Origin of the sequence: Streptomyces sp. A3M-1-3, assembly GCF_024213665.1 — a bacterium.
Lineage (GTDB): Bacteria > Actinomycetota > Actinomycetes > Streptomycetales > Streptomycetaceae > Streptomyces.
In genome coordinates this window covers 184,452-197,523 of sequence record NZ_JANAVP010000004.1, presented here as the reverse complement: position 1 = coordinate 197,523, position 13,072 = coordinate 184,452, and the positions used below count along the sequence as shown (strand labels likewise).

Below are 13,072 nucleotides of genomic sequence, written 5' to 3'. Positions count from 1 at the left end.
CCCAGGCGGGGTGGCAAATGATGGCTTACCCCAGTAGCATCTTGGTATGAAGATCAGTGTGAGCCTGCCCCAAGAGGATGTGGCCTTCGTCGACGAGTACGCGGACGAGACCTCCGCGGAGTCGCGGTCCGCGGTCATACACGCCGCCATTGAGCTGCTTCGTGCCTCGCGCCTGGAGGCCGACTACGAGGCAGCCTTCGCCGAATGGGACGCGAGCGAGGATGCCGCGTTCTGGGACCGGTTCTCGGGCGACGGGATCACTGATGAGGCGCGGTGACATCTATCTGGTCGACTACGAGCCGGTGCGGGGCAGTGAGGCCAACAAGGCGCGCCCGGCGGTGATCGTGTCGAACGAGGGCGCCAACGCGGTGGTGACGCGGACCGGGCGCGGCGTGATCACCGCCGTGCCGCTGACGTCGAACACGTCGCGCGTCTACCCGTTCCAAGTGCTGCTCCCGGCCGCTGAATGCGGACTCCCAAAGGACTCCAAGGTCCAGTGCGAGCAGGTGCGGGCGATGGCCCTGGAGCGTTTCCTGCACCGGGTCGGCTCGGTTCCGCGCCAGCGCATGGCCGAGATCGACGTGGCGCTCCGGCGGCACCTGGCGCTCTGACATGTCCGAGGGGGCGGGCGCCGTCGCGGCGCCCGCCCCCTCGTCTCATCAGGTACCGGCGTCAGCCCTTGAGCTCGGCCGCCACCAGCTCCGCGATCTGCACGGCGTTCAGTGCCGCGCCCTTGCGGAGGTTGTCGCTGGAGAGGAAGAGCGAGAGGCCGTTCTCGACGGTCTCGTCGTTGCGGATACGGCCCACGTACGAGGCGTCCTTTCCGGCCGCCTGCAGCGGGGTCGGGATCTCCGAGAGCTCGACGCCCGCGGCGTACCGCAGCAGCTCGTACGCGCGCTCCACGCTGATCGGACGCTCGAAGCGGGCGTTGACCTGGAGCGAGTGGCCCGAGAAGACCGGGACCCGGACGCACGTGCCGGAGACCTTGAGCTCCGGGATCTCCAGGATCTTGCGGGACTCGTTACGGAGCTTCTGCTCCTCGTCGGTCTCGAACGAGCCGTCGTCGACGATGGAGCCCGCGAGCGGCAGCACATTGAAGGCGATGGGGCGCTTGTAGACGCCGGGCTCGGGGAACGCGACCGACTCGCCGTCGTGGGTCAGCTCGGCGGCGTGCTCGACGACCTTCTTCACCTGGCCGTCCAGCTCGGCGACACCGGCCAGACCCGAGCCGGAGACGGCCTGGTAGGTGGTGACGACCAGCGCGGTCAGCCCGGCCTCTGCGTGCAGCGGCTTGAGCACGGGCATCGCGGCCATGGTGGTGCAGTTCGGGTTGGCGATGATGCCCTTGGGGCGGTCCTTGATCGCGTGCGGATTGACCTCGGAGACGACCAGCGGCACCTCGGGGTCGCGGCGCCAGGCCGAGGAGTTGTCGATCACTACGGCGCCCTGGGAGGCGACCTTCTCCGCGAGGGCCTTGGAGGTGGCGCCGCCCGCCGAGAAGAGCACGATGTCCAGGCCGGAGTAGTCGGCGGTGGACGCGTCCTCGATGGTGATCTGCCGGCCCTGCCACTCCAGCGTGGAGCCCGCGGAGCGCGCCGAGGCGAACAGCCGAAGCTCGTCGACCGGGAACTTCCGCTCGGCGAGGATCTTGAGCATGACTCCGCCGACCTGACCGGTGGCTCCGACGATTGCGACCCTCACGCTGACTCCTTGGTACGTATCTGCTGGCTGGCGGGTGCTGCGGGTGTCTCCATGATGCGTATGACCCGGGCCGCCTTGTCCAATCCATTCCATTGTCCGAGAGGGCTGGACCATTCCAGGCAGGACGACGGAGGGCGGGCGCCCCGTAAGGCGCCCGCCCCTTGTCGTACGGATCACACCGTCGCTACGGCGTGACCTTCTCGATCTGCACGCTGCCGGTGCCCGCGGCGGTGCCGCGGCCGTTCAGCAGCTGGACCTCGCCGAAGAACTGCCGGCCCTCGGGGGCCGCGCTGTTCACCACGACCTCGGCGGCGACCTGCGCCGACGCGCCGTTGGCGATCTTCACCGTCGCCGACTCGTCGACCTTGACCATGCCGAGCGAGGACGCGAAGAACACGTCCCGGTAGTCGTACGTGGTGGACCCGGCCGGGACCGAGTAGCCGTCGACCTCGATGGTGTACGTACCGGCGGCGGGCTTGATGAGGCTGACCGCCTCCTCGGAGTCGCCGTCGGCGGACGAGCCGACCGTCTTGCCGTCCTTCTTGACCGTGAGGTCCAGGTCGGCCGCCTTGTCGGAGACGTTGCCGATGGCGATGTCGAGGCGCTCGACACCCTCACCGATGACAACGGTGCTGGTCTGCGTCTCGTGGTGCGCGATGGTCGGCTTGGTGACCTTCGCAGAGCCGAGCGAGCCGCCCTTCAGCTTGCCGTCGATGGCGGCGAAGCCGTTGCTGACCGTCCACTGGACCGGGGCCGGCGTGCCGACCTTGGCCTCCGGGAGGACCTGGACGGCCGGGTCGAAGGAGGCACCCAGCACCGAGACGTCCAGCTTGAACGGGTTGTCGAGCAGCGGCGACGTACGGCGCGACTCGACCTCGATCTCCCAGACGCCCGGCTGCGGGTTCGCGTACGACCGCAGGTCGGGGCGGCAGGTGTTCGCCGGGTTGGTGTAGTTCGGGTAGCAGTTGACCGTCGACGTCGGGTCCGACGGCACACCGTACGGGTGGATGGAGATGAACCGGGTCTGGCTGCCCGCCGCGAGAGCGCCGAGCGCGACCTCCAGCGACCGCGCGCCCTCCGGCACCGTCACGAAGTACGACTCGTTGCTGTTGCGCTGCACCGAGTCGGACGCCGAGAACGCGTACGACGGCTTGGCCAGCGCCTTCGAGGCGACCACGGTGGTGAGGATCTGCTTGTCGATGCCCTCGGTGCGCGTGTCGCTCACCTCGAGGATCGCGCTGTGCACGCCGGCGGTGCCGGGCTTGGCCGCGACCTTGACGGTGACCGGCTGGTTCAGCGGGAGCGAGATCTCGTCGTCGCCCACGATCCGGAAGGTGCCGTCGTTGTTCTCGAAGTGCAGCTCGTGACGCACCGGACGGTCCGGGCCCGTGGTGCGGGTGACCGTGATGTCGTACGTCTTCTTCTGGCCGACCGCGAGGCCGCCCTCACGGTCGTACAGACCGGTGCCGAAGCCCGGGGTCTTCAGGAACTGGTCGATCGCGGTGTCGACCGGAGCCTTGACGGTGTACTCGTGGGCGGCGGCGCCGTCCTCGATGGCCTCCCAGGCGTCGACGATGTTGATCCGGCCGGCGCCCTCCTCGTGTGCCTGGACACCGCGGATGTGGTCGGCCGTGCTGACCAGCGCGGTACGCAGCTTCGCCGGCGTGAGGTCGATCTTCTTCTGCTTGGCGGCCGAGAGCAGCAGCGCGCTCGCGCCCGCGGTCTGCGGCGAGGACATCGAGGTGCCCTGCAGCATGGAGTAGCCGGCCGGCAGCTGGTAGCCCGCCTCGGCGACCGGGCCACCGGGCGCCCACGTCTGGGTGGTGTTGATGGAGGCACCGGGCGCGGTGATGGTCGGCGTGAAGCCGCCGTCCTCGCGCGGACCGCGCGAGGAGAAGTTCAGCATCGCGTACTTCTTCTCCACGGCCGAGCCGTAGTTGGAAGCCCAGGTCTCCTTGGAGATGGCCGCACCGACGCTGATGACCTTGTCGGCCAGGGCCGGGTCGCCGATCGTGTTGACGCCGGGGCCGCTGTTGCCGGCCGAGACGACCAGCTGGACACCGTAGGTGTCGATCAGGCGGGTGTAGAGCTCCGCTCGGGCGTTGTTGCCGTCGTTGAGCGCGGGCAGGCCGCCGATGGACATGTTGACGATGTCCACGCCGCGGTTCACCACGAGGTCGATCATGCCCTCGGTCAGCGCTACGTTGGTGCAGCCGCCGGACCAGGTGCAGGCGCGCGAGGAGACCAGCTTGGCGCCGGGGGCGGCGCCGTTCATCCGGCCGCCGAAGAGGCTGTTGGCGGCGGTGATGCCGGCCACGTGCGTGCCGTGCGAGCCCTCGATGACGCCGACGCTGACGTAGTCGGACTTGGCGCCGGCCGCGTTGTGGACGACGTCCTTGCGGATCTCGACCACGAACGGGATGCGCTCGACGACCTCGGTGGCCGGGTTGTCGGTGCCGAAGTAGCCGATCTGGAAGCCGTCCTTGTACGGCTTCATGGCGGCGTCGTTGGTGAAGTCCGCGTCGTTGTTCAGGTCCACGCGGGCGGTCCCGGCGGCCGGGTCGTAGAGCACGCCCCAGACGTCGGTGGTGTCGCCGTCCCGGTTGAGGTCTCCGGCCATGTCGCCGCCCGTGGTGGCGGCTTCGGCGAAGTTCCGGAACATGAACGAGCCCGCGGGGGCCGAGTACGTACGGGTGCCCGAGGTGAACGTCGGGCCGGTCACGGCGCCGTTCATCCGCAGCCAGGTGCCGTCGCCGTCCGCGACCGGGTCGGTGGCCGTCACCCAGTCGACGATCTTGCGCTCACCGGTGGTGGTCTTCTGCAGCGCGGGGTGCCCGAGGTCGACACCCGAGTCGAGGATGCCGATGGTGACCCCGCGGCCGTCGGCCTTGGGGTTGTCCTCGACGAACTCGACCGCACCGGTCTCGAAGGACGGGTTGTACGGGTTCTCCGCCGGGGTCTTCCTGCCGGGCGCCGGGTAGGTCCCCCGCGCCGCGGCGTCCGCCCCCTTGGCGCGGTCGGCGGCCGGCGTCGGGTCGTCGAGCTCGATCTCGTGCTTGAGGTCGATGCCGTGGACGCTGGAGAGCTTCGCGGCCGACGCGATGGCCGCTTCGGCCTTCGCGGTGGGGACCGTGGCCCGGACGTATCCGAGCTTGTCGTACGTCTGGCCGACCGTGGCGCCCTGGACGCCGTCGAGCTGCTGAGCCACCTGCTCGGTGGCGCCGGGAGCGGTGGCCACCATCAGCGTGACGCTCTTCTCGCCCTCGGCCTCGGCCTCGGCGAGCAGTGCGGCGTCCGCGTCTCCGAGCTTGTCCGAGGAGGACTTGACCGGTGCGGTCGCGGGGTCGTCCGCGACTGCGGCGAAAGCGGGTACGGGTCCGGTGGCGGCGAGAGCGGCCACCAGGCCGGCAGCGGCCGCGATACGGGCCGCGCGTCTCGCCCCGGATATGGAGCTGGGGGATTCGAGGGTCATCTGCATCCCTGTATGTGAAAGAACGGGTCCGGAATTCGGTGCCGGATGACCGGTCAGCTTTGCGCAAGTGACAACTGTTTGGGGAGGGTTGTCAGGGGCGGAGCGCCGACATGGCGTACATCCGCCACCGCGCGGGATGCGTCAGCGGTGGCGTAACGGGTGATAGCGGGATCAGCCGATCGTTGAATGCTCGACCAGTGTCCGGTCTGATGCTCTCTCAGTTCTCACGTGTGCGCGCGTAGTGACGTGAGGCCTTCGCGCGGTTGCCGCACGCGGCCATCGAGCACCAGCGGCGGGTGCCGTTCCGCGAGGTGTCGAAGAAGTGCAGAATGCACGCTTCATGGGCGCATGCCCGGATCCGGTCGGGTGCGGTGCGCAGCAGGTCCAGGTAGTCGCGGGCGGCGGTCCAGGCCGCGCCCCAGGAGACGTCCTCGAACTCCGGCTGCTCGCCCGGCCCCGCGGTGGTGAGGGTGGCGCGGATCCGGCCGTGGCCGAGTACGGCGTCGACGCGTGCCGGGCCGGCCGGGTCGCCGGGGCTGTCGACGACCCTGGTGAGTGCCTCTCGGGCGGTCAGCAGATGGTCCAGGGAGGCGGCGTCGGCGCGGAAGCGGCCGTCGAGTCCGTTGCTCGCGAGCCAGATGCGCAGCCCGTGGACGCCGGTGAGCAGGTCCTGGACCTCGCCGTCCCGCATCCAGCGGGTGTTCAGCAGATCGAGGGAGACGGGCTCTCCGACGAGGGGGCGCGGGTCGGTCGCGGGCATCCCTGGCTCCTTTGCTCCGGGCTAACCACTCAAGAGTACGTGACCGGTTGACTCCGCCATGGCTAACCTCTAAGGTCTAATTAAGAGGTTAGAAGGACCGAGGGAGAGGAACCCGCCATGACGGCGATCAGCACACTCACGACCGGGCACATCGGCCTCAACGTCACCGACCTGGAGCGCTCGCTCGCGTTCTACCGGGACGTGCTCGGCTTCGGCCTCCTCGGCGAAGGCAAGGAGGAAGGGCGGCGCTTCGCGTTCCTCGGGCACGACGGGCAGCTCACCCTCACGCTGTGGCAGCAGGCGGACGGCGCGTACGCACCGGGCCTGTCCGGGCTGCACCACCTCGCCTTCGACGCCGGATCGCTCGACGAGGTGACGGCGTACGAGAGCCGCCTCCGGGAGGCCGGCGTGGACTTCGCGTACGACGGCGTGGTCGCCCACGGCGAAGGGGCGGCTTCCGGCGGGATCTTCTTCCATGACCCGGACGGCATCCGGCTGGAAATCTCCGTGCCGACCGGCGTGGAGGGCGCACCCGCCCCGGTGGCGGCCGCGCCGACCTGCGGCTTCTTCTAGACATCCGGCTTCTGGTTCCTACGAGGGAGTGAACACCGTGGACCCGTACCACGAGGGCTCGCGCGCGGTGCAGACGCGCGTCGGCGTGCGCGAACAGGCCGACCATGTCGGCCGTTCCATCGGGCAGGACATCCGCGAGGTCGCGGCGGCCTTCCTGGGCCTGCAGCCGATGCTGGTCATCGGCGCGGCGGACGAGGCCGGCCGTATGTGGAGTTCGCTGCTCACCGGCGAGCCCGGATTCGTACGGGCCACCGGGCCCCGCCGGGTCTCGGTGACCGGCGGCCCGCCGGAGGGTGACCCGCTCGCCGCGGTGCTCGCCGCCGGCGGGGCAGCGGTCGGCACCATCGCGCTCGACCCGCGCACCCGCCGCCGGATGCGCCTCAACGGCACGGCCACGCCGACGGCGCGCGGCTTTGCCGTGGAGGCCGAGCAGGTCTTCGCCAACTGCCCGAAGTATCTGCAACGGCGGGAGCTCGAAGCACCCGACCCCGCCCGGACCGGTGTCGTGCGGCGCGGCGGGGCGCTCCTCCCCGACCAGGAGAAGCTCATCCGCGCCGCCGACACCTTCTTCATCGCCACCGCCGCTGCGGACGGCGCCGACGCCAGCCACCGGGGCGGCAACCCGGGCTTCGTGGAGGTCACTTCGCCGCATGAGATCGCCTGGCTCGACTATCAGGGCAACTCGATGTTCCTGACCCTGGGGAACCTTCAGACCGATCCCCGCGCCGGGCTGCTCTTCCTCGACTGGTCCACCGGGACCACGCTCCAGCTCACCGGCACCGCGCGGACCGAGTTCGGCGAGCAGGGCCGTACGACCCGTTTCACGGTCGAGGAGGTGGTGGAGACCCCGCACGCCAGCCCGCTGCGCTGGACCGCTCCGGAGTTCTCACCCGCCAATCCGTGAGGGTACGGCCGCGCCGTCTCCCCCGAGGGGGTGACGGCGCGGCCGCGGTCTGTCCTGCTCAGTCGTTGATGCAGGAGTTGCCAAACGCCGGGTTGAGCAGCCCGATCACGTTGATGCTGTTGCCACACACGTTGATCGGCACATGTACCGGGATCTGGATCAGATTGCCCGACAGGACGCCCGGCGAGTGGGCCGCGACGCCGTTGGCCTCGGAGTCGGCTACAGCGACTCCGGAAGTGGCCAGGACCCCGGCACAGGCGGCCAGGCCGGCGGCCAGGACTGCAGTACGGAACGGCATATTTCTCTCCGATCGGTGGGATGAAATGACGTTCCATTGCAGCCGGACAACTGGCCATATCCCGGGAATTGGGCCGACCGAGGGCGGGGCGCGCGGCCGTATGCCCGGCGAACGGCTGAAACACGCTCAACCCCTGCCGGCCGGCGCAACTGCGCCCGCCGGTACGGAGTCCTGTCCGCCGACCGCAGTCGCAGACAGGGGAATCGCATGCCAGTACGTACGATCCGGACCGCACTGACCGCACTGACCGGAACGGTCGTCGCAGCGGCCGTCGCCACCACCGCCTTCGTCACGCCGGCGGCAGCGGACGCACCGTCTGCCGGGACCGGCCATGACGGCACCCGGCAGGCCATCGAGGCGGCAGTGCGGGCAGGGGTGCCCGGAGTGGTGGCGCAGGCCCAGGACCGGCACGGCACCTGGACCGGTACCGCCGGAGTCGCGGACCGCCGGACCGGGCGCGAGCGCCAGGCCGCGGACCGCTACCGCGTCGGCTCCATCACCAAGACGTTCGTCGCCACCGTGCTGCTCCAGCTCCAGGCCGAGGACAGAATCGACCTGGACGACACGGTCGAGCAGTGGCTGCCCGGCCTCGTGCGCGGCAACGGCCACGACGGGCGCGACATCACCGTCCGGCAGCTCCTCAACCACACCAGCGGGATCTACAGCTATACGAACGACCCCGGCTTTGTGCAGGACGTCTTCGGCGAGGGCTTCTTCAAGCACCGCTACGACACCTGGACGCCGAAGCAGCTGGTCGGCCTCGCCATGACCCACAAGCCCGACTTCCAGCCCGGTACGAGCTGGAACTACTCCAACACCAACTACACCGTCGCCGGGATGGTCATCGAGAAGGTCACCGGCCGCCCGTACGGATCCGAGATCGAGCGCCGAGTTCTGCGCCCGCTCGGCCTGCGTGCCACCTCCGTGCCCGGCACCGACGCCCGGATGCCGAAGCCCAGCGGCCGCGCCTACTCCAAGCTGACCGATGACCCGGCAGCCACGAAGATCCACGACGTCACCGAGCTGAACCCGTCCGCGGCGGGCGCGGCCGGCGAGATGATCTCCAACTCCTCGGATCTGCAACGCTTCTACCGCGCGCTGCTGCGGGGCAAGCTGCTTCCGAAGCAGGAGCTGAAGGAGATGACCACGACCGTGGCGGTGAGCGACGAGCTGCCCGGCTTCCGCTACGGCCTGGGGCTGATGCGGCAGAAGCTCTCCTGCGGGAAGGAGGTCTGGGGCCACGGTGGCGGCATCCATGGCTCCTCGTCCGAGGCTCTCGCGACCCGGGACGCGAGCCACACCCTCGCCATGAACCTCAACGGCGACTGGGCGGGCGACTCGCAGGCGGTCGTCGAGGCGGAGTTCTGCCGCAAGTAACGGGGGCGCGGGCGCGTCGTACGCGGGGCCGCAAGATCCCGCCCCGCGTACGACGTCACCGCGGCAGTACCACCACGTACGCGGCCGGGTCCCGGTCTCCGGAGGCCATCAGCGCGGTCCTGACCACCGCCGCCTGCTGGTCGGCCGCATCGCGCAGCTTGCGCGGTGTGATGTGCACGACCGTGATGCCGAGCCGCTCCAAGTGCTCGCGCTTACGGGCGACTTCGGACCACTGCGCGTCCTCCTCCAGCCGGTGGCCCTGCCGGTGCCCCTGCCGGGACGCCCGCGTGTCCAGCTCCACCGCGACTGCCTGGTCGGGCCAGTACGCGTCGACCCCGCCCAGGTGGGGCCCGCCCGGCAGGCGCAGGTCCACGTTCCACAGCGGGTCGGGCAGGCCGTATGCACGGACCATCTCGTACAGCCGGTCCTCGGCGATCGCCCGGCCCTCCGCGACCAGCGAGTCGACCGCGTCCACGACGTGCGGCTGGTTGAGCAGTCTGGCCCGCGTCAGCTCCCGTACGACGGAGGTGGCTTCGCAGTGGCCGCCGCGTACCGCCTCGGTGAGCAGCCGCCGTACCGCGTTCGCGTCGGCGAGGTGCCCGACGGCATCCGCGAGCGCCCGGGCCACCGGCGCGACGGGCACCCCGGTCAGCTCTTCCGGGTCGGGCATCGCCTGGGTGCGGACCAGCCGCACGAAGCCGGTGGACCGCAGCCGCCGGGTACGTGGGACCAGTACATCGATCCGGTCCAGCGAGATCAGCGGGGGAGCGGAGGCGAACCGGTGCAGGGCGAGGGCCGCCAGCCCGGTGATCACGGCCTCGCCGTAGCGCGGCCGGGCGGCAGCGGCCTGGTCGGGCGCGGCCGGCTGCTCGGGCAGGACGGCGGGCGCGACGGCGGGCCTGGCGGAGGGCGTGGGGGAGGGCGTGGGGGAGGGCGTGGCGGCGGCCGCGACCGGGCGTCCGGCGTACAGCAGCGTGGCGTGCAGCCGCTCCTCGCTGGTGGGCGGACCGGGGTGGAGCAGGAAGACACCGGGGAGGATCTGCTGCCAGGGCCCGCCGGCCCGGCAGCGCTCGGCGGCGTCGGCCGCGGTCACGCCGTGCTCGCGCAGCTGCGCGACGCCGACGACGCGGCGCTGTACGTCGCAGAGGTGGCGGAGGGGGCGGGGGGAGAGCGGGGTGTTGTGGTTCATGACCCGGGGTTTCCCGCCCGGGATCCGCCCCCTAACCGCTGTTACACGCCCGTCGACAAATCCGGACAAGGGCGTCCTAAAGTACGGGCGTTCGACTGCCGATCAGGTACCTCCGTCCAGGCGCCTGATCAGCACTTCGTCACACCGCGTCAGAGACCGGCCGTCGTACGGTCACACAGCGTCAGCTGCCGCCGCGTCGCACACCTGTCCGCGCAGCGCGCGCGCCAGGTCGTCGCGCGCCTCCAGGACCAGCCTGCGCAGAGCCGGGGCCGCGTCCCGGTGGCCGTCCAGCCACGCGTCCGTGGCGTCCAGCGTCGCCCGGTCGTCCTGGAGGGAGGGGAACAGGCCCCGCACCACATCCATGCCGATCTGGATCGAACGCTCGGTCCACACCCGCTCGATCGCCTCGAAGTACTTCGGCGTGTACGGGGCGAGCAGCTCCCGCTGACCCGCCTGCGCGAAGCCCGAAATCGTGGCTTCCACCAGCGCGTTGGAGAGCGCGTCCGACTCGACGACCGCCGCCCACGCCTGCGCCTTGACCTCGGCCGCGGGACGGGCGGCCAGGCAGCGCACCTGGTGCCGCTTCCCGGAAGCCGTGTCGTCGCGGGCCAGCTCCGCGTCGACGGCCTGCTCGTCGGCAACGCCGTGCGAGGCCAGCGGCTCCAGGAAGGACCAGCGCAGCTCCTGGTCGACGTCGAGCCCGTCGATCTTCGCCGTGCCGTCCAGCAGACCCTGGAGCAGCTGGAGGTCGGCCTCGGTGGTGGCGGTCGCGGCGAAGAACCGCGCCCAGGTGAGCTGGTTCTCGCTGCCGGGCCCGGCGAGCCGCAGCTCGCGCAGCGCGCCCTCGGCCAGCGCCCGGCCGCCCTGCTCGCGCCACTCGGGCGCGGCGTAGTGCGTGATCGCGGAACGCGCCCAGGTGTGCAGCATCTGGAGCACGCCCACGTCCGACTCGCGCCCCGCGAAGCTCAGGACGAGCGCCACGAAGCCGCGGGCCGGCATCAGCGCGTCCCGGGTGAGGTTCCACATGGCGGACCAGCACAGCGCCCGCGCGAGCGGGTCGGTGATCTCACCGAGGTGCCCCCGCAGGGTGGCCAGCGAGCCCTCGTCGAAGCGGATCTTGCAGTACGTGAGGTCGTCGTCGTTGACCAGCACCAGCGCGGGCCGCTCGGATCCGGCCAGTCCCTCCACGACGGTGCGCGGGCCGGCCACATCCACCTCGGCGCGGGCGTACCGTACGAGCGCGCCGTCATCGTCCCGCCGCCGGTAGAGGCCCACGGCGACGCGGTGCGGCCGCAGCTCCGACTGTGCTCGATTATGCGGCTCCACCGCGTGAGACCCCGCGGCCTCCTGGAGGATCGCCAGCTCGGTGATCCGGTCGGAGGCGTCATAAGTGACCTGCGGGGTGAGCGAGTTGACCCCGGCCGTCTGCAGCCAGGACTTGGCCCAGCCGGCCATGTCCCGCCCGGAGGTCTCCTCCAGTACGGACAGCAGATCGCCCAGGCGGGTGTTCCCGTACTCGTGCCGCTTGAAGTAGCGCCGGGCGCCTTCCAGGAACGCGTCCTGGCCCACGTACGCGACGAGCTGCTTCAGCACCGACGCGCCCTTGGCGTACGTGATGCCGTCGAAGTTGAGCTTGGCGTCCTCCAGGTCACGGATGTCCGCCGTGACCGGGTGCGTGGAGGGCAGCTGGTCGGCGCGGTACGCCCACGCCTTGCGGTTGTTGGCGAAGGTGACCCAGCCGTTGTCGAAGCGGGTCGCCTCCACCATGGAGAACGAGCCCATGAAGTCGGCGAAGGACTCCTTCAGCCACAGGTCGTCCCACCACTGCATGGTGACCAGGTCGCCGAACCACATGTGCGCCATCTCGTGCAGGATGACGTTCGCCCGGCGCTCGTACGACGCCTGCGTCACCTTGCCGCGGAAGATGTACTCCTCGCGGAAGGTCACCATGCCCGGGTTCTCCATCGCGCCGAGGTTGTACTCGGGGACGAACGCCTGGTCGTACTTGCCGAAGGGGTACGGGTAGTCGAAGTGGTCGTGGAAGAAGTCCAGGCCCTGCTTCGTCACCAGGAAGACGTCGTCGGCGTCGAAGTACCGGGCGAGCCCCTTGCGGCACATCGCGCCGAGCGGAATCTCCAGCGTCGTGCCGTCGTCGAAGCTGCGGCTGTAGGAGTCGGTGACGTAGTGGTACGGACCGGCGACGACCGCGGTGATGTACGTCGAGATCGGCTTCGTCTCGGCGAACCGCCACACCTCGCCCAGCTGCGACCCGGTCGCGCCGTTGCTCCACACCGTCCAGCCCTCGGGCGCGGTGACCTCGAAGAGGAAGGGGGCCTTAAGGTCGGGCTGTTCGAAGTTCGCGAAGACCCGGCGCGCGTCGGCGGGCTCGTACTGCGTGTAGAGGTAGACCTCGCCGTCCTCCGGGTCGACGAAGCGGTGCATGCCCTCGCCGGTGCGGCTGTACGCGCACTGCGCGTCGACCACCAGTACGTTCTCCGCGGCCAGGTCGTCCAGCGCGATCCGGGTTCCGTCGAACACGAGGGCGGGGTCCAGCTCGCGGCCGTTGAGCCGCACGGTGTTCACCGACGGCGCCACCAGGTCCGCGAAGGACGCCGCCCCCGGCACGGCGGCACGGAAGCGGATGGTGGTCACCGAACGGAAGGTGCGCGGGTCGTTCCCGGATTCGTCCTCACCGACCGCGGAACGCAGGTCGAGCGACACTTCGTACCCGTCGACGGACAGTAGTGCGGCCCGCTCATGGGCCTCGTCGCGGGTCAGATTCTCACCGGGCACAGGCA

The 13,072-nt window shown here is 70.4% G+C and carries 11 protein-coding genes; 5 read left to right on the top strand and 6 right to left on the bottom strand.

Annotated features, from left to right (window positions below):
• The first annotated feature begins 46 nt into the window (after window positions 1-46).
• Together NLX86_RS06260 and NLX86_RS06255 are read left to right on the top strand one after the other, a co-directional pair.
• A complete protein-coding gene (locus tag NLX86_RS06260; protein WP_254370576.1) occupies window positions 47-277 on the top strand; it encodes a ribbon-helix-helix domain-containing protein in 231 nt (76 codons plus the stop codon).
• Window positions 264-611: a type II toxin-antitoxin system PemK/MazF family toxin gene (locus NLX86_RS06255; protein ID WP_302060994.1), complete on the top strand. Its 348-nt coding sequence runs from the start codon at window positions 264-266 to the stop codon at window positions 609-611. The genes NLX86_RS06260 and NLX86_RS06255 overlap by 14 nt, the downstream gene beginning before the upstream one ends.
• A gap of 61 nt (window positions 612-672) precedes the next feature.
• On the opposite strand, the gene NLX86_RS06250 is transcribed toward NLX86_RS06255, so the two are convergent.
• From NLX86_RS06250 to NLX86_RS06240, 3 genes are all read right to left on the bottom strand, one after another.
• A complete protein-coding gene (locus tag NLX86_RS06250; RefSeq protein ID WP_254370575.1) occupies window positions 673-1,701 on the bottom strand; it encodes an aspartate-semialdehyde dehydrogenase in 1,029 nt (342 codons plus the stop codon).
• A 184-nt stretch (window positions 1,702-1,885) separates the two neighbouring features.
• A complete protein-coding gene (locus NLX86_RS06245; protein WP_374213838.1) occupies window positions 1,886-5,179 on the bottom strand; it encodes a S8 family serine peptidase in 3,294 nt (1,097 codons plus the stop codon).
• Between the two features lie 211 nt (window positions 5,180-5,390).
• Window positions 5,391-5,933 carry a CGNR zinc finger domain-containing protein gene (locus tag NLX86_RS06240; protein WP_254370573.1) on the bottom strand — a complete coding sequence of 181 codons (543 nt, stop codon included), beginning with the start codon at window positions 5,931-5,933 and terminating at the stop codon, window positions 5,391-5,393.
• Window positions 5,934-6,050: 117 nt separating this feature from the next.
• On the opposite strand from NLX86_RS06240, the gene NLX86_RS06235 reads away from it, so the two are divergent.
• On the top strand, window positions 6,051-6,506 hold the full coding sequence (locus NLX86_RS06235; RefSeq protein WP_254370572.1) for a VOC family protein: 456 nt from the start codon (window positions 6,051-6,053) through the stop codon (window positions 6,504-6,506).
• A gap of 37 nt (window positions 6,507-6,543) precedes the next feature.
• Entirely contained in the window at window positions 6,544-7,410 is an 867-nt protein-coding gene (locus NLX86_RS06230) for a pyridoxamine 5'-phosphate oxidase family protein (protein WP_254370571.1), read from the top strand.
• Between the two features lie 58 nt (window positions 7,411-7,468).
• On the opposite strand, the gene NLX86_RS06225 is transcribed toward NLX86_RS06230, so the two are convergent.
• Window positions 7,469-7,708, bottom strand: a complete 240-nt coding sequence (locus tag NLX86_RS06225) for a chaplin (protein ID WP_254370570.1) — start codon at window positions 7,706-7,708, stop codon at window positions 7,469-7,471.
• 207 nt (window positions 7,709-7,915) lie between these two features.
• Here NLX86_RS06225 and NLX86_RS06220 point away from each other — a divergent pair, with 207 nt between their 5' ends.
• The gene (locus NLX86_RS06220; RefSeq protein WP_254370569.1) at window positions 7,916-9,085 is read left to right on the top strand and encodes a serine hydrolase; all 1,170 of its coding nucleotides are present in this window, start codon (window positions 7,916-7,918) and stop codon (window positions 9,083-9,085) included.
• 55 nt (window positions 9,086-9,140) lie between these two features.
• Here the strand turns inward: NLX86_RS06220 and NLX86_RS06215 are convergent, their stop codons facing one another.
• Together NLX86_RS06215 and pepN are read right to left on the bottom strand one after the other, a co-directional pair.
• Window positions 9,141-10,274, bottom strand: a complete 1,134-nt coding sequence (locus tag NLX86_RS06215; RefSeq protein ID WP_254370568.1) for a hypothetical protein — start codon at window positions 10,272-10,274, stop codon at window positions 9,141-9,143.
• A 171-nt stretch (window positions 10,275-10,445) separates the two neighbouring features.
• On the bottom strand, window positions 10,446-13,067 hold the full coding sequence (gene pepN / locus NLX86_RS06210; protein WP_254370567.1) for an aminopeptidase N: 2,622 nt from the start codon (window positions 13,065-13,067) through the stop codon (window positions 10,446-10,448).
• Window positions 13,068-13,072 lie beyond the last annotated feature (5 nt).